Origin of the sequence: Rhodopseudomonas pseudopalustris (genome assembly GCF_900110435.1) — a bacterium.
GTDB lineage: Bacteria > Pseudomonadota > Alphaproteobacteria > Rhizobiales > Xanthobacteraceae > Rhodopseudomonas > Rhodopseudomonas pseudopalustris.
The window spans coordinates 44,724-61,771 of sequence record NZ_FODT01000015.1 but is presented as its reverse complement, the minus strand read 5'-3'; the positions used below and the strand labels follow the sequence as shown (position 1 = coordinate 61,771).

The 17,048-nt window shown below is 62.4% G+C and carries 13 protein-coding genes; 8 read left to right on the top strand and 5 right to left on the bottom strand.

Features of this window, described 5'->3' with window-relative positions:
• Positions 1-900 precede the first annotated feature (900 nt).
• The 5 genes from ihpA to BMY71_RS22225 all read left to right on the top strand — a co-directional run bounded on the left by ihpA (position 901) and on the right by BMY71_RS22225 (position 7,715).
• A complete protein-coding gene (gene ihpA, locus BMY71_RS22245; RefSeq protein ID WP_057196275.1) occupies positions 901-2,172 on the top strand; it encodes a divalent metal ion exporter subunit IhpA in 1,272 nt (423 codons plus the stop codon).
• Positions 2,169-3,143 (top strand): divalent metal ion exporter adaptor subunit IhpB, encoded by a 975-nt coding sequence (gene ihpB, locus BMY71_RS22240; protein ID WP_062313668.1) that lies wholly within the window; start codon positions 2,169-2,171, stop codon positions 3,141-3,143. The genes ihpA and ihpB overlap by 4 nt, the downstream gene beginning before the upstream one ends.
• Entirely contained in the window at positions 3,136-3,495 is a 360-nt protein-coding gene (locus BMY71_RS22235) for a P-II family nitrogen regulator (RefSeq protein WP_057196273.1), read from the top strand. The genes ihpB and BMY71_RS22235 overlap by 8 nt, the downstream gene beginning before the upstream one ends.
• Positions 3,492-6,713 carry an efflux RND transporter permease subunit gene (locus BMY71_RS22230; RefSeq protein ID WP_062313670.1) on the top strand — a complete coding sequence of 1,074 codons (3,222 nt, stop codon included), beginning with the start codon at positions 3,492-3,494 and terminating at the stop codon, positions 6,711-6,713. Before BMY71_RS22235 ends, BMY71_RS22230 begins: the two co-directional genes overlap by 4 nt.
• A 288-nt stretch (positions 6,714-7,001) precedes the next feature.
• Positions 7,002-7,715 (top strand): autoinducer binding domain-containing protein, encoded by a 714-nt coding sequence (locus tag BMY71_RS22225; protein WP_057196271.1) that lies wholly within the window; start codon positions 7,002-7,004, stop codon positions 7,713-7,715.
• 19 nt (positions 7,716-7,734) lie between these two features.
• On the opposite strand, the gene BMY71_RS22220 is transcribed toward BMY71_RS22225, so the two are convergent.
• The 5 genes from BMY71_RS22220 to traA form a co-directional block, all read right to left on the bottom strand.
• The gene (locus BMY71_RS22220; protein WP_175557755.1) at positions 7,735-8,049 is read right to left on the bottom strand and encodes a transcriptional repressor TraM; all 315 of its coding nucleotides are present in this window, start codon (positions 8,047-8,049) and stop codon (positions 7,735-7,737) included.
• Positions 8,050-8,543: 494 nt separating this feature from the next.
• Positions 8,544-9,167: a TraH family protein gene (locus BMY71_RS22215; protein ID WP_057196269.1), complete on the bottom strand. Its 624-nt coding sequence runs from the start codon at positions 9,165-9,167 to the stop codon at positions 8,544-8,546.
• Between the two features lie 10 nt (positions 9,168-9,177).
• Positions 9,178-10,413: a conjugal transfer protein TraB gene (locus tag BMY71_RS22210; protein ID WP_082757517.1), complete on the bottom strand. Its 1,236-nt coding sequence runs from the start codon at positions 10,411-10,413 to the stop codon at positions 9,178-9,180.
• A complete protein-coding gene (gene traF, locus BMY71_RS22205) occupies positions 10,334-10,864 on the bottom strand; it encodes a conjugative transfer signal peptidase TraF (protein WP_062313680.1) in 531 nt (176 codons plus the stop codon). Before traF ends, BMY71_RS22210 begins: the two co-directional genes overlap by 80 nt.
• Entirely contained in the window at positions 10,861-14,181 is a 3,321-nt protein-coding gene (traA, locus tag BMY71_RS22200) for a Ti-type conjugative transfer relaxase TraA (RefSeq protein ID WP_062313682.1), read from the bottom strand. Before traA ends, traF begins: the two co-directional genes overlap by 4 nt.
• A 250-nt stretch (positions 14,182-14,431) precedes the next feature.
• Between traA and traC the strand changes: the two genes are divergently transcribed.
• The 3 genes from traC to traG are packed head-to-tail and all read left to right on the top strand — an operon-like array spanning position 14,432 to position 16,836.
• Complete coding sequence (gene traC / locus BMY71_RS22195; RefSeq protein ID WP_062313684.1) at positions 14,432-14,701, top strand: conjugal transfer protein TraC; 270 nt, start codon at positions 14,432-14,434, stop codon at positions 14,699-14,701.
• A gap of 4 nt (positions 14,702-14,705) precedes the next feature.
• Positions 14,706-14,921 carry a conjugal transfer protein TraD gene (gene traD / locus BMY71_RS22190; RefSeq protein WP_062313686.1) on the top strand — a complete coding sequence of 72 codons (216 nt, stop codon included), beginning with the start codon at positions 14,706-14,708 and terminating at the stop codon, positions 14,919-14,921.
• On the top strand, positions 14,908-16,836 hold the full coding sequence (gene traG, locus BMY71_RS22185; protein WP_062313688.1) for a Ti-type conjugative transfer system protein TraG: 1,929 nt from the start codon (positions 14,908-14,910) through the stop codon (positions 16,834-16,836). The genes traD and traG overlap by 14 nt, the downstream gene beginning before the upstream one ends.
• The last annotated feature ends 212 nt before the right edge of the window (positions 16,837-17,048 follow it).

Below are 17,048 nucleotides of genomic sequence, written 5' to 3'. Positions count from 1 at the left end.
GCGCGCCGACGCAGAACGGCGCTATCATCCTCTCGCGTGGGTATGGTCGAACTCGACGCGCACAAGCATGCCCGCGCTCGCTTCCGCTACCAGTACGCCCGGCAGCGCACGTAGACGATCGGGGACCACCAACCTCCGACTTGAGCCGCGCGATGCAGGCGTCATCGGCGTCCGGCACACCAGGCAGCAGGATCGGTATGTCCAGACGAAGTTTTCAGTCCTTGCGCGTCCTTGTGGAACTCCAGAAGTTGCCCCAACTCAAGGCCGCATCATCAATGGCAGCGGTCCGTGATCTCTGCACCACAATTCGCGCTTGGAGAATGCTCCTCGACACTGCGCGATGTTCCTGGCATCGAGCGGAACCGCTATAGCTCACGACGGCATGCCAAAGTAGTTGGCAGATGTTACAATGTTCCTGATCGACGTCCGATACTCTGTCGTGTAATGGTAGCTTTGAAACTGATGAAGTGCTTATTTTGCGAAATCGAGGCACAATTTTCGAGACGTGCTGCCCGCGCATTCGACGTGCGTTTGTTGTCGTATTCTTGATCGCAGCTTACCTTTTGTCGGGTCCCCTGCATACGTTTTATGATGACGATGTGGTCAATTCGCCTGGCTCTGCCTTCGTGACAGCGGGTTCTTTTGACGAGGACTCCGGGCAGTCCGGCAAGACCGTTATCGTCAGTCGGCATTGTCATGGCTGCTTCTCTGCATCGATCCCGAATCCCCTTTTAGCAGCTTCCATGTTCATCCGGCCGATGCCCGCGAATTGGGCGTATCGGACAATCCTTACTTCGGGGCTGTTCCGGGGCGTCGACCTACCGCCGCCAAAATCTCTATCCTGAATTGACCGGCCGGCGCACTTGCGCCCAAATTCCGTCATTCGTCAGGTAGGTTCTCATGTTCTTGAAGATCGGCATGCGCCTTGCATGCGCGATTGCGTTGCTCGCGAGCCCCGCGCTGGTGAGTCTGTCGCATTCGCAACCGCTCACGTTGCGGACCGCGCTTTCCCGAGCGCTTTTGGCAAGTCCTCGTCTGACGGCCGCTGAACGCGATGTTGGCATAGCAACTGGCCAGCGCATCCAAGCGGGCGTGCTGATTAATCCTGAAGTGTCATACGAGCAGGACAATTCTTTTGGATCAGGGCCTTACCGTGGGACGAAATCCGCCGAGAGCACCTTGCAGATCAGTCAGCTTTTCGAGCTGTTCGGTAAGCGCGCAGCACGGATTGCTGCGGGCCGGGCGGGCGTCGAGAATGCTGCGATCCAAAGACAGGCTGTCCGGCTGGAGGTGCTCTCAGAGACTGCCATCGCTTTCCTAACCATCCTTGGACTGCAGCATCGGATCGCGATCCTCGACGAACAGGTGGTAGCACTCAATCGGCTGACCCCCCTTTTGCAACGTCGGCTTGATGCAGGGGCCTCATCGCCGGCCGAGACTGGGCGCGCCGAAGTCGCGGCAGCCCTTGTGAAGGTCGAGCGCGAGCGGGCTGCCGCATTGCTCGACAGTGCGCGGCGCGAGTTGGCTGTGCTGATGGGCGATACCTTCCCGAAATTCAGGGCTGTATCGGGCCGGCTGGAGGCGACGGGGCGGCCGCCCAGTTTCCAGACAGTCGTCAAAGCCATCGACGCCAATCCGCAGTTGGTCCGGTGGACGGCCGTTTACGCGCAGCGCAATGCGGAACTCCTCATAGCTCGGCTGAAACCCTATCCGGATGTGCGAGTAGCCGCCGGATGGCGCCACTATAACGATACGAACGATAACGCCGTCCGCCTTACCCTTTCCGTGCCGATCCCGCTCTTCGACCAGAACCAAGGCAATATTCTTTCCGCACAAGAGAACCTCGCGAAGGCGCGAGCCGAGCGGGAAGCCAACCGCAACACGCTGATCACCATTGCCGGGCGCGCTTACGACTCCCTTCAGGGCTCGCTGCGCGAGCTGTCAATTTTGCGCTCGATCGCAATTCCAAAGTCGCGTCAAGCATCAGACGTAATTTTGGACGGATATGGCCAAGGCCGCTTTTCGCTTCTGGAGGTGCTTGATGCACAGGCGAGCTTCACGCAGGCGAAGTTGCGAGAGCAGGAAGCATTGCAGAACTTCCACGTCGCGATCGCAACCATCGAGGGATTGGTTGGCAACCCATTCTCACTCTCACGGGGGAGCGCACCATGAGGAAACTCGGCATTTTCGCGGTAGTTGCCGGACTCATCGCGGTGACCGCCGTCGGCTATCGCATGATGGCGACAGACGGTCCGCGGCCTCCGGCCAGCCAAGCGGAAAAGAAGGGAGAAGCAAACGACACACAAGTCGAAAAGGACGAACATGCCGCTGATAGAGTCATCATGAGCGATGAACGGGTCGCCGCCGCAAAAATTGTGCTCTTGAAAGTGCAGCCTGCGACGTTGAGCAATACGCTGCTGCTTAACGGCGTCATTCGCGCCAATCAGGAGACGCTGGTGCAGGTGACGCCCCGGTTTCCTGGCGTCGTTCGCAAGCTTCAAAAGCGAATCGGCGATCAAGCGCGAAAGGACGACCTGATGGCGACAATCGAAAGCAATCAGAGTCTGACGTCCTACGAGCTAAAAGCGCCGATCGACGGAACAGTCATCGATCGACAGGTTTCGCTTGGCGAATACGCATCAGAACAGAAGCCTGCGTTCATATTGGCGGATTTGTCTGCGGTATGGGTTGACCTGTCCGTTTACGTACAGGATCTCAATCGGGTGCGCGTAGGAGACGAACTGACTATCGACCTCGGCGACGGAGGCGCTCCGGTCAGTTCACGTATTTCCTATGTATCCCCCGTAGGAAGCAGCGATACTCAAAGTGCGATCGCTCGTGCTGTCGTTGCCAATCCCGATGGACGTTTGCGGCCAGGACTCTTCGTTCGTGGAAGCGTCATTCTCAGCAGCCGGCGAGTGTCGGCTGCCATCAAAGCCAATGCCCTGCAAACAATGGAAAACAAGACCGTTGTTTTCGTTCGAGAGGGCAACAAGTTGGAGGCTCGCCCGGTCGAGGTGGGAGAGCAAGACAGAGACTATGTTGAGATCACTAAGGGGCTGTCCGTCGGAGAAGTCTATGCCGCCGACAACAGCTTTGTGGTGAAGGCAGAGATTGGCAAATCCGAGGCTGAACATGAATGAAGAACCGAATGTGCTCATCACCGCTTTCATCAAGCCGAACATGGAAGGTCATGTCGTGAAAGCCCTGCATGATCTGCCGGAATTTCCCGGGTTCACGATCGATCGCATTCGAGGACAGGGCCGCGGACGCGGTGCCGGCGGTCAATTCCATGCGACCGAATACAACTTCTCCTATCAGGAGCACCTGCAAATGCAGATTGTCTGCCGAGAGGCGATTTCCGGCGAGATTTGCAGCCGGATTGCGCGAGCTGCATGGACTGGCAGCAAGGGCGACGGCATCATCTTTACGCAGGTCGTCAAGAATTTCTTGCGCATCCGGACAGATGGAAAGCAAGGAGGAGCACCGGAATGATCGATGCAATCCTCAGCTTCTCCATCAAGCAACGATGGCTGGTCCTGATCGCGGTGATTGGGGTCGCGGCGTTTGGCGGCTGGAATTTCACCAGACTACCCATCGATGCCGTGCCTGACATCACGAACGTCCAAGTTCAGATCAATACTCAGGCGCCCGGTTATTCGCCACTGGAAACAGAGCAGCGCATCACCTATCCGATCGAAACAGCGATGGGTGGTCTACCCAAGCTCGACTATACCCGTTCGCTGTCGCGGTATGGACTGAGCCAAGTCACGGTCATCTTCAAGGACGGCACCGACATCTACTTCGCCAGGCAATTGGTCAATGAACGCATCCAACAGGTTAAGGACCAACTTCCCGCGGGCGTTGAAATGGCGATGGGACCGATTTCGACCGGTCTTGGCGAGATTTATATGTACACGGTGGAGGCTCGGCCGGGAGCAAAACGTACGGATGGCGAGCAATACAGCCCGAGTGATTTGAGAACGATCCAGGATTGGATCATCAAGCCGCAACTTCGGCTGACGCCGGGTGTTGTCGAGGTCAATACAATCGGCGGATTTGAAAAGCAGTTTCACGTGCTTCCAGATCCTGCCCGACTGATGGCCTACAAGCTCAGCTTCCGAGACATCATGACGGCGCTCGCCAACAACAACAACAACGTTGGCGCCGGCTATATCGAACGCAATGGCGAACAATACCTCGTTCGAACGCCTGCTCAGGTGGCAAACCTCGGTCAGATTCGCAACATCATCATCGGAGCTCGTAGTGGCAATCCGATACGCGTGCGCGACGTCGCCGAGGTCCGAGAAGGAACAGACCTACGAACCGGTGCCGCCACCATCAATGGCAAAGAGACAGTCGTCGGCACCACAATGCTATTAATCGGGGAGAACAGCCGAACCGTTGCGCAGAGCGTTTCGAAGAAGCTCAGCGAGATAGGCAAGTCCTTACCGGAAGGGGTGGTTACCAAAACCGTCTACGACCGCACGCGGCTTGTCGATGCAACGATCGAAACCGTTCAGCGCAACCTGATGGAGGGTGCGCTGCTTGTCATCATCATATTGTTTCTCCTATTGGGAAATATTAAAGCTGCGATCGTGACGGCCTGTGTCATTCCGCTGGCGATGTTGTTTACCATCACAGGGATGGTTGAGAACAAAGTCAGCGCCAACCTGATGAGTCTCGGCGCAATCGACTTCGGTATTATTATTGATGGCGCTGTGATCATCGTCGAGAACTGCCTGCGCGTTCTTGCGGAGGAGCAACACAGACAGGGCCGATTGCTGACGGCCGGCGAGCGCTTTGAGACGATCCTCAGCGCATCGCGCGAGGTCATAAAGCCAAGCTTGTTCGGCACCATGATCATCGCAGTGGTTTATCTTCCGGTCCTCACGCTTACCGGTGTGGAGGGAAAGATGTTCACCCCCATGGCGCTCACCGTGCTGATGGCGCTGCTCGGTGCGGCCATTTTCTCCATGACGTTCGTTCCGGCGGCGGTGGCGTTGCTCGTCACGGGAAAAGTGTCGGAAAAAGAGAATATTCTTATGCGAGGGGCGAAGCGCGTTTACGTTCCTCTCCTTACGCTGTCCATTCGCTTTCGCAAGAGTGTCGCGGTTGGAGCCGTCGCTATCATTGCGGTCAGTGCGTTCGCCACAACGCGGATGGGCGGAGAGTTCATTCCAAGCTTGGATGAAGGCGACGTGGCGCTCGCAGCCATCCGGATTCCCGGCACGAGTCTTACGCAATCGATCGAGATGCAAAAGACTCTTGAAGACCGGATCAAGCAGGTTGCAGAAGTGAAAGACTTTTTCGCACGTACTGGCACTGCTGAAGTTGCGACCGATCCGATGCCACCGTCCATCTCGGATGGCTATGTCATGTTGAAACCGCGTGAGGAATGGCCTGATCCAAAAAAATCCAAGGCGACCGTGGTCGAAGAGATCCAGAAGGCCGCTGAGGAGATTGCCGGCAGCCAATACGAAATTTTGCAGCCAATTCAGCTTCGCTTCAATGAGTTGCTTTCGGGTGTACGCAGCGACATCGGCATAAAGATATTCGGGGATGATCTCGATACCCTTTTAAAGCTCGCACGGGATGTTCAGTCGGCGATCGAGCCGATGAGAGGGATTGCGGATCTCAAGACCGAGCAAGTTTCGGGCCTTCCCGTGTTGACTGTAACACTCGATTACGAAGCGCTGTCTCGGTACGGTCTCAGCGCGAATGATGTCCAAAGCCTGGTTGAGATCGCTGTCGGCGGCAAGGCAGTCGGGAAGGTGTACGAGGGAGACCGAAGGTTCGACATCGTTGTCCGCCTGCCAGAACAAATGCGCGGAGACATCAATACGATTCGAACACTTCCTATACCTCTGCCGCCGCTCGATGATACGCAGACAGCGACGAGGACCTCGTGGACCGCCTCACCACTCGCGCGAATGCGATATATTCCCTTGTCATCCGTCGCGAAAGTCGAAGCTGCCCCGGGCCCCAATCAGATCAGTCGCGAAAATGGTAAGCGTCGGATTGTTGTGACCGCCAACGTTCGCGAAAGGGATTTGGGATCGTTCGTCGAGGAAGCGCAACGTCTGGTCAATGAGAAGGTCAAGCTGCCCCCCGGATATTGGATAACGTGGGGGGGACAGTTTGAGCAACTGGTTTCCGCCACCCAGCGACTGACCATCGTTGTTCCGGTCGCCTTGCTGTTGGTCTTCCTGCTGTTGTTGATGAGTCTCGGTTCGGTCGCCGATGCCCTGCTGGTCTTCAGCGGAGTGCCTTTAGCCCTGACCGGCGGGATAGCAGCCCTACTACTGCGGGGCATTCCCCTCTCGATCAGCGCCGGTGTTGGTTTCATCGCACTGTCCGGTGTTGCGGTGCTCAATGGACTCGTCATTATCGCCTTCATCGAACGTTTGCGCGAGGAGGGCAAGCCTGTCCTAGACGCGGTGCGCGAAGGTGCCGTGACGCGGCTGCGCCCAGTGCTCATGACGGCGCTTGTCGCATCTCTCGGATTCGTGCCGATGGCGATCGCAACGGGGGCGGGAGCTGAAGTTCAGCGTCCCCTTGCAACGGTCGTTATCGGTGGAATCATCTCCTCGACAATACTGACGCTTCTTGTTCTACCAGCGCTTTATGTACTCTTTCGGAAAGATTCTTTGCCGACTTCTCATGGTGAGAGCGCTGATGATGTCGGACAGGCGAGCCCCGGCATGAGGTGATCGGAATGATTTTGGAACGGGGAAATCGTGCCGATGACGTTGATCGCAGGTTTTTGGCCGGAACCGGCGGTAAAGCGCTGATAGTAAACTCGCTCGCTGGGGAAATGCTTGAGGAGCCCTTTATTCGCGGTGCGCTGTGCTCGAGGTTCGGCTTGACATGAATAACATGGATATCAGCTGAGCCGCGAAAAGGCGGCTGAATAAGAAAGGCCGAGGATCGGTCAGGGCTATCAGCGACGCAGGAGAGCGACGTCAGATCAACCAACAAGAGAGGGAGATCGCAGAGGAATGAAGCGCGTCCAGACTCTTGATGGGGCATTCAACGACCTCATGGAAGCGAGTGGTCTCGCACAAGACGAGCGAGCCATCAATCAAGCGCTCCGCAACTTCACGGCCGCGGTCGGATTTGATCGCTTTGCCTACCTCAATGTCCGTGCGGGCGACGCCCGCGCTCTCTCCAACTATCCCGCCGATTGGCAGCACACGTATCTTGACAACAACTACGCCGCCATCGATCCGGTCGTCACCATCGCCAAACGGACGATGCAGCCATTCGTTTGGTCACGCGAAGAAAACGCAGGCAACGTGCCGGAAACGGTGCGCTTCTTTGGCGAAGCCGCCGACTTTGGCATCCGTAGCGGCGTTTCGATCCCGGTGCGCGGCGGCTTCGGCCGGACGGCGTTGTTGACGCTTGCAACCGACAGGCCGAGCGCTGACGCCGAGGTCCGCAACTCGATTCATGCGATCACGGCGGTGGCGTTTGTGCATGTTCACCTCAATCGGCTTGTCCGTGCGCCACATAGCACGATGGTCGTGCTGACACCTCGTCAGTCGCTTTGCCTGTCTTGGGCGTCCATGGGAAAGACCATGGACGAGATTGCCGAGTTGCTCGGCATCTCCGAGCGTGCGGTGCGCTTCTATGTCAAAGGCGCGCGCGACAGGCTCAACGCAACCAATACTACACACGCTGTCCGACTCGCCGTCGAACAGGGTCTGATCTAACTGCCAACCGAGCCTGCGCTTAAGTGGACGGCACACTCGGAATGAAACCGAGCCGTTCAATCAGGGTTGCAAGCACCATCTGTCGTGCTCGCGCTGCAAGCATCAGCCTCGTATAGTCACTATAAAGTTCGGCTACCGTCTCTAAGTTAGCAGCTTGTGCGCTCTTCCAAGAATCGAAAGCTGCTTCGGCTTTCGCAAGCGACTCACGATGCTCAAGAATCGCGTCGATTGTCAGGCTCTCAATTTGGGTTGATGATAGTGGCGCGATTAGATTCGCCATTGTCGTCGCCACGTCGACGTTGTTGTGCTGGCAGCCGTCGTCCTCTGTCGTCACCATAACCTTCAGTCGGTAGGTCCGCGGTGCGCCCCCGCTGACGTCAATCCCGTAAGCCCAAGCCGGGGGTTAGAAAACCGCACTCAAACGGTCCCTGTGACCTTTAGTGCCGAGGCACCTGGACATACGTCGCAGGCCCCCGGCCGTTGGCCAGAGGATCCCGGTGCCGTAGCGGTCGGCACCAACCGTTGAGTGCGGGGTTTCTATGCCCCAGACAGCGCGTACTGTCTGGAGGGGTTATAAGCGGGCAAGGCGAGTGACGCTAGCTGAGGCGCGCACGCACGCCGACTTTTCAGCAGTAGAATTTGCCCAACGGGTGCAGCGCTGGCGCAACGCTCTGCGGGGTTGCATTTTGCGTCGGTGCGCGAAATTCTTCAGGCAAGAGATGATGGGGCTAAATTGGTCGCCGTCACATTGACGGCGCAAGATAGATTCGTGGCGAACCCTTCGGCGCTGCCTTGCGACGACCTAAAGCCCCCGCTCTAGGCGGCGTCTCAGTCATCCACTTTGCTTCTTTGCTTATTATTCAACTTCGCACCACCGATTCCCGACAGGTCGATGCGAATTCCCGCGCGGTTCGGATCGATCTCCGGCGCCGGCTGCTCGGTAGCAGGCTTTGCAGTCGGTCCGCGCGGAGCGCCGTCGTCAGCCCGCCGCGGCGCGGCCGCCGTCGAACCGGGATCGGGCGCCGAGAACACGGCAACGTCCTCGAACGTCCCGGTCCGCCACGCGATGATGGCGTCCTCGAATGCGTTGTCGTTTTCGACGCCATACCATTTCACGACGATGCGATAGACCTTCGCGAACAGCGCCGTGCCCATGCGGATGTTCTTGCAAGGATCGACCAGGTCGGCTGTGAGCTGCGAGGCGTCCGTCACGCCGACGCCGGCCGGATATTGCGTGATGCCGACGCGCACGACGGCCTGGCCGACATAGCGGCGCACGAGCTCGAGCGCTTCGTCCGGCGATTTCGGCGGCGGTACGAGCACCACGCGCCCTCCGGCGCGTACCGTCATAGCAAAACGATCGGCCGACCCCGCCGTGGCGATGAACTTCTCGACGATCGCAGGCTTGAGCCCGGGATCGGCGCATTGCTGGATCAAGGCTGCATCGACCATCACTGTCTCCTCACAGATTGAACGCCATCACGAGCGGCACGCCGAACAGCCGCGCCCAGGCTTCGGCGCTTGCGCGTTGAATCCCGACGATGGATGTGCCGGCGGTCCACCATCCGTTGCCGGTCGCGACGATCATGTCGGGCGCATGCAGCATCGACTGCAGCACCGGCCAGACCAGAAGTTGCTCGTAGCAAATCAGCGGCGCGATCCGCCGGCCTTGCGACGTCACGATCGGATTGGCGAGGAAATGCGCTCGCGCGCTGTCGCCCTCGCCGATCCACGACAGCCACGGCTGCCACATCGACACCGGCACGGGCATTCGTTCTCGATAGAGGACGCGCGCCTGCCCTGCGGCAATCTCGACCAGGACATTGTCGTAACCGTGCCGATCAACCACGGCGGCGCCGGCGATCACGACAACGCGCGTCGTGCGCAACGCGTCCATCCAGACTTGCGAGACAGTCGAGGTCCATAAGCCCAGCGCGCTCTCCGGCAAGACGACGACGCGGGCGCCCGCCTCGTGTGCGCGCTGCACATGCGCCAGCAAGTCGCGATGCTGCTCGAGGTCGGTTGCGCGGCCGAGCGATGCGCCCATCGTGGTGTCGACACCGCGCCAGCCCTCCGGTCCGGACGGCGGCGCCCATCCTGCGGCGGACCACAGCCACGCGCCTATGACCGCGACCGCCGCAACCGGCCACAGCCTGGTCGTGAGCGCGAGCATGACCATCGCGGTCGCCCCCAGGCCCAACCACCCCCATCCCGGAAACAGCACGCCGGCCGCGGTCAGCGGATGCGCCCAGCCGACGATCCCGAGCGGCAGCACCGCCATCAGGAGGCTCGCCAGCGCAAACCGCCCGGCCCGGCCCCATCCCGGCCGAACGGACCATAGAAGGCCGTGGACGGCGACGAAGACAAGGCAGGCCCCGATCCAGAGCGCCCCGCCCAAGGCGATTCCTGGCCCATAGAAGGTCATCACGCCTTGAGGCAGGCCCCGCGAGGCGGCCAGGAAATACGCCGCCGAGACCGCGGTCGCGATCATGCGCGTCGGCGCGGCCGCCCAGAGCGCGGGGAAGGCCAACGCGAGAGGCAGCGCCAAGGCGACGCCGCTCCAGCCGATCGCTCCGGCCGCGGCCGCTCCGGCGATCAATGCCGCCGCGTGCAGCCCATCACGGATCGAACGTGGCAACCGGCCGGGCGAGCCCGAGGAGCCCTGCGTCGGGGAGTGGCCCGAAGTAGCGTGAGTCATATGAGCCTGCGTAGTCGGAGTGGAGATAGAGGTGTCCCGGCGGAACGACGCCGCCCGCATAGGCGGCAAGCGCCCTGCCCTCGGCGTCGACCAGGCGGATGCGGGAATGGGCGAGCGTGCGACCGTCGATCGTGACCGATCGACCGACCGCGACATGCGCGCCGGCCATGGCGGCGACCGTCTTGATGAGTGGTCCGGCGCCGCCTGGGCAGAGACCAGCGCGCAGGTAGCCGCGTTTGAGCCCAAGCGTCAGTCCGGGCCCCGCCGGCATGCAGATAAAGATGAGGTCGCCAACCTTGATCGGCGCGACGGCCCGCTCGATGCGCCAGAGACCAAGCGGATAGCTCGGGGTCGCATTCAAGCGGAAGCCGCCCGCCCAGCCAAGGACCGCGATGCCGGCGACGGCGGCTGCGCCAAGTCCCAGCACTGAGATGACAGGCCGCGGTCTCATTTCATGGCCATCCCGCGACTCCGGGCTTGGCGCTGAACCTGGCGCTCGGTCTCGACCTTGTTCGGCGCTTGAGCGGATTTCTGCTGCGCGGCGAGTTGCTGTCCTGCGCGGAGCATGGGCCATGCAGCCGCGAGCGCGGGTCGTTCATTTTCCCGCAGGCCGGCGGCGGCGGCATCGAAGGCTGCGCCCTTCGGCTCTTTCGCGCGATTGGACAGGAACGCGCCGTCCCCGAAGCGCTCCGCCACGGCCTTGTTGAACCCTTCGATCTCCGCCGCCACCATCTTGTTGGAGAGCGCAAAGGCGAGCGCGTTCGGCAGATCGTTGCGGTCGATGGCGTCGCGAACCCGCTCCAGCACCAGCGTCGCCGCGGGCGAAAGCGCCGGGACGTCGACGGTGACACGCAGCCGCAGCGCACGCTCCTCCGTTTCGTACTTGCGCAACGCCTCCGCGCGCAGTCGCGCATAACGCTCGATTTCGCGGCCGAGCGTGGCGACATTGGCTTCGGCCTCTTTGCGCTCCTTGGTGGCGGCTTTCCCTGCGAGCACGCCCTTCGCGCCGCGCAAATCGCCGAACGATGCCGGCTCGGTTGCGAGGCGGCTGAGTGTCGCCTTGCGGGTTGCGGGATCGTGCAACACGGCATCGAAGTTCATGGCTTTGAAGGCGGTCTCCGGCTTCGCGAACACGAGCGCGAAACGGCTCGACATTTCCTGCCACTGCTTCCTGCAGGCCGGATCGGCGACGATCTTGTCCTCGACCGACTCGGCGACGGATTTCGGCCATGTGGTGACACCGGGCAGCATGGACGCGGCCTCCTTTTTGCGGCTGGTGGGCGGAACATGACGAGGGTTGAAAAGGCCGAGACGGGCGCCGACGGCCCGAAGGCGCGCGGCCACATCATCGAGCCGCTGCTTCTGACGCCGCGCCCAGCGCACGCGGTCGGACACGAGGGTTCGGGCGACGCGCATCACATGCAGGCCGCGGTTGGCGGCGAAGCGAAGCGCGTCGCGATAGAGGCCGCCACGCTCGTAGTCGAGCGTCGTCTCCTTGGCGTTGCGCTGGGACAGGATGGGGATCAGTCCGCCGGCCTTGCCGAACGATCGGCGTCCATAATAGAGCGCAACATCCTCACGGTGTCGGGTCAGCGCCACATAGGCAAGATGCCGGTCAAGCGACAGGCTCGCCAGCACCTTCACGCGGTCGACGGTCGCGCCTTGCGCCTTGTGTATCGTGGTGGCGTAGCCGTGGTCGACATTGCGGTAGAAGCGCTGGTCAACCGCGACGCGCCGGCGGTGACTGCCCTCCCCGACGTCGGCCGTGAACCGGCCTGGCGCCGCTTCGATGACGCGTCCGATCATGCCGTTCTTGACGCCGAGTGACCCCTCGTTGCGCAGGAACACGATCTGATCGCCCGCCGCGAACCGGCGCTCTCCGTCCTCGGTGCGGAAGGCGTGACCCGTGCCGACGATTCCGCGCGATACGAGCGTGGCGCGCGCCATGTCATTGAGCGCGCGCACGTCACGGCGCAGATGCGCCAGGATCAAGGTCGACTTCACCGGATCGTAGTCGCGGCTCCAATCGTCGATCAGCGCAGCCACGGCCTGCGCTTTCAACTCGGAGCCCATGACGTGCCCATGATGGCGATACGCTGCCAGCGCCTTGCCCACGCGGCCGCGGGCGAGATCGAGCGATGCGTCACGCATCCATTGCGTGTTCTGGCGGTAGATCGTCTCGAGCTCTGCATAGCCGATGCGCTCGACCAGCGCGCGGAAGGCAGCGCCGGCCTCGATCGGCTGGAGCTGCTCGGCGTCACCGACCAGGATCAGCTTGGCGCCGGCGCGCGACACCGCCTCGACGAAGGTCGCCATCTGGCGTGATGCGACCATGCCTGCCTCGTCGAGGACAAACACCGTGCGGGTGTCGAGGATCGACCGGCCCTTGCTCCAGGCGAGCTCCCATGACGCCAATGTGCGCGAGGCGATCCCTGCTTCTTTCTCCAGACCCTCGGCCGCCTTGCCCGCCAATGTGCCGCCGACAACCCGATAGCCGGCGGCCTCCCAGACCTCGCGCGCGGCCCGCATCATCGTGGTCTTGCCGGCGCCGGCGCGCCCGACCACGGCCGCCGCGCGGCCGGGAGCGGTCACATGCTCGATCGCCGACCGCTGCTCGGCCGAGAGCATGGCGTGTCGATCGAGGACGGCATTGCGGATCTGATCGCGAACGCCGAACGTCTCCGCGCCGGCAAGCCCGATCGCGCGCCTGGCCATCTCGGATTCGATGCGGATCAGCTCGCGTGTCGTGTAGCGCGCCGGCGTTCTGGCGCCGCTCGCAAAGTCGATCCCCTCGTGCTCGAGGCGGACGGCATCCGGGCTTTGCAGGATGCGCGCGAGCAGTACCCCGAACGCGGTCGGATCGTCGACATAGCGATGCAGCACCTTGGCGACGTCGCGCTCATCGAACACGCTCTTCTCGCGCGACACGATATCCAGAATGATCTCCGGGCGGCGCAGCACGCGCTCGGCCGAGACCTGCCGCTGCTCCTCGAACAACCGCAGGCGATCGAGGTTTGGTCCGCGTCCCTGCCGCTTCGCCTTGCGCTCGATCGCCTTTGCGGCGACCCCGACATGGGTCGTCGGCACGATGTCGATGCCACGCTCGGCATAGGATCGGCCATCCACGCGCACGTCGAGCCCGGCGAGCGCGAGATGATGGTTCTGCAGATCGATCCATCCCTGGCGAACCGCCAGAAACTCATTCTTGTCGCCGGCCCAGAGCTTGTAGACGATCTTGCCGGCCCGGTTGCGCAGCGGTGCTCCGTCCGCGCCCAATACGGCCACGCGCTTGGGACCGAAACCGTCCTCGGTGAGCGCGCGCAGACTCGTCATCAGATGGACATGCGGATTGCCCGGATCGTCGTGATAGGCCCAATCCGCCACGATCCCTGCGGGCAGGATGTGCTCGGCCACGAACTGGCGCATGAGCGCGATGTTCTGCGCGGTCGTCAGCTCGATCGGCAGCGCGATGATGTACTCCTTGGAGAGCTGCGCATCCGAGCGCTTCTCGAAGCCCTCAATCTTGTTCCAGAACGCCTCCGATGCCTGCGCTACGGAGCGGTCCGCCACCATCGCCCGCGCCCATTGCGGCGCGTCCGCCGGCAGCAGGAATTCCTCATGCACCATGTTGCGCTTGGCCGTGTAATCGACGGTGCGGCCCTCCGCCTCGAAGGTCATCTTCGCGCAATGGCGATACGCGGCCGCCAGCACAGCGCTGCGGCCATCGGCGCGGCTGATGAGCTGGGGTGTGAAGTGCGTGATGGCCAAGGCGGCGGTCCTGCGAGAATGACGACACGGCTCGTCCGCAGGGATCGGCGTCGTCCTTCCGGCTGAGCAGACCTACGTCGCGCCAGCGACGTATTACTGCGCCCTTGGAGCCGACCCTTCGGATCGGCGGGATGATCCCCCAAAGTGTCGGCTTCGCCGACCTGTCGTTTCCGACGGGGTGCGCTTCGCGCATTCCCGGTCAATTCTCCTTCGCGCGTACCGCGCGCCAGAAGGAGGATCACCAACCGGAATGAAAAAGCCGTCACGACAGATCAGAGAGGAAATCGCCCGTCTGCAGGACCAGCTCAAGGCGGCCGAGACGCGCGAAGCCGAGCGCATCGGCCGGGTAGCCCTGAAGGCCGGGCTCGGAGACCTGGAGATCGACGAGGGGGAGTTGCTGACCGCCTTCGAGGAGGTGAAGGCCCGATTTCGCAAGGCCGGCGCCGCGCCGCGATCCGCGCGCGGGTCGGGTTCACCCGAGCCGCCTGGCGCGGGTCCGGGCGCATCTTCTGAGGCTTGAGCGCATGGACCGGGCTCGCCGCAGCGACGACAGGAAGAAGGACACCCGCGAGAAGATTCAGCTCGGCGGGCTGATCGTGAAGGCGGGACTGCGCTACGAGAAGCGGGCGCTGTTGCTCGGCATGCTGATCGACGCCGCTGAGCGGGCGCGAGCGAGCGAAGCGGAGCGCGAGCGGTTCGCGGCGATCGGCACGAAGGCCTTCAGCGATGAACGCGAATAAGGTGGCGCTGACGATCGTGCCCGCCGCGCTGATGATCGGCGCGATGATCGCGCTGCGCGGTCATGAGCAATGGTTTGCGAGCTTCGCAAAGACACCGCAGGCGGCGCTGTTGCTGGGGCGGACCGGCATCGCCCTGCCCTACCTCGGCGCGGCCGCAATCGGCGTCATCACCCTGTTCGCCTGCGCCGGCGCGCTCGCCGTGCGCTCAGCCGGCTGGGGCGTCCTCGCCGGCGCGACGGCTGTCGTCGGCTTCGCCGCATGGTCGGAAGGGAGTCGCCTGTTCGCCCTCGCCGGCCGCGTGCGCGACGGATCGGTTCTGGCTTATGCGGACCCCGCCACGCTGATGGGGTCGTTCGCCGCGCTCGCATGCGGTTTGTTCGCATTGCGCGTCGCGCTGGCAGGCAATGCCGCCTTCGCGGCGGCCGCGCCGCGGCGGGTGTCAGGCCAGCGCGCGATTCACGGCGACGCGCAATGGATGAGCGTCGGCGAGGCCGCGCGGCTGTTTCCGGAAGGCGGCGGCATCGTCATCGGCGAACGCTATCGTGTCGACAGGGATTCCGTCGGCGATCGCGCGTTCCGCGCCGGCGACCCTGAGAGCTGGGGCGCGGGCGGCCGCGCGCCGCTCCTGTGCTTCGATGCGTCGTGGGGCTCGACCCACGGCATCGTCTTCGCCGGCTCTGGTGGCTTCAAGACGACGTCGGTGACGATCCCGACCGCGCTCAAATGGGGCGGCGGCCTGGTCGCGCTCGATCCGTCCAACGAGGTCGCGCCGATGGTGATCGACCATCGCAAGCGCGCCGGCCGCACCGTCTTCGTGCTCGATCCGAAGACGCCGGAGACCGGCTTCAACGCGCTCGACTGGATCGGCCGGTTCGGCGCAACGAAAGAGGAGGACATCGCCTCGGTCGCGTCGTGGATCATGACCGACGTCGCGCGCACCCATTCGGTGCGCGACGATTTCTTCAGGGCGTCGGCGCTACAATTGCTGACCGCACTGATCGCCGATGTCTGCCTGTCAGGTCATACGGAGCAGAAGGACCAGCACCTGCGGAAGGTGCGGGCAAACCTGTCCGAGCCCGAGCCGAAGCTGCGCGAGCGGCTGCAGGCGATCTACGATCATTCGGGGTCGGACTTCGTGAAGGAGAATGTCGCCTCGTTCGTCAACATGACACCCGAGACCTTCAGCGGCGTCTATGCCAATGCGGTCAAGGAGACGCATTGGCTATCTTATGAGAACTATGCGGCGCTGGTGTCGGGCCGCAGCTTCTCGACCGACGAGCTGGCGGCTGGAACGATGGATGTGTTCATCAACGTCGACTTGAAGACGCTGGAGAACCATCCGGGGTTGGCGCGCCTCATCATCGGCTCGTTGATGAACGCGATCTATAACCGCGCGGGCGCGGTGGCCGGCCGCACGCTGTTCCTGCTCGATGAAGTGGCGCGGCTTGGGTTCCTGCGCGTCCTCGAGACCGCGCGTGACGCCGGACGCAAATATGGCATCACCCTTCTGATGCTGTTCCAGTCGATCGGCCAGATGCGCGAGGTCTATGGCGGCCGCGACGCCGCATCGAAGTGGTTCGAGTCGGCGTCCTGGATGTCGTTCAGCGCGATCAACGACCCCGAGACCGCCGAATACATCTCGCGGCGCTGCGGCGACACGACGGTCGAGGTCAGCCAGATCAGCCGCAGTTCGCAGGCCTCCGGGTCGTCGCGGACGCGCTCGCGGTTGCTGTCACGCCGGCCGCTGATCCTGCCGCACGAGATCACGCAGATGCGCGGCGACGAGCAGATCGTGTTCACGGCCGGCAACCCGCCGCTGCGGTGCGGACGCGCGATCTATTTCCGGCGCAAGGACATGACCGCCTGTGTTGCCAGCAACAGGTTCGCGCCCACGGGCGGGCGGCGATCGGCATAATCGCACAGAAGGCGAATCAACGGATGCGAAGGGTGCGGACGTGACGGGACGGGAGGAACAGCGCAGGTGAGGATCGGCGGACCTGGCAGAGGATCGACAGCCTATGACGTCGGCACGCGGCTTGTGATTGCGGCGTTGGTGATCGCCGGTGTCACGGCGTGGATGTTTCATTCTCGCGACGGCAGTCTGTCGGAAGCGCCGGTGACGCGCGG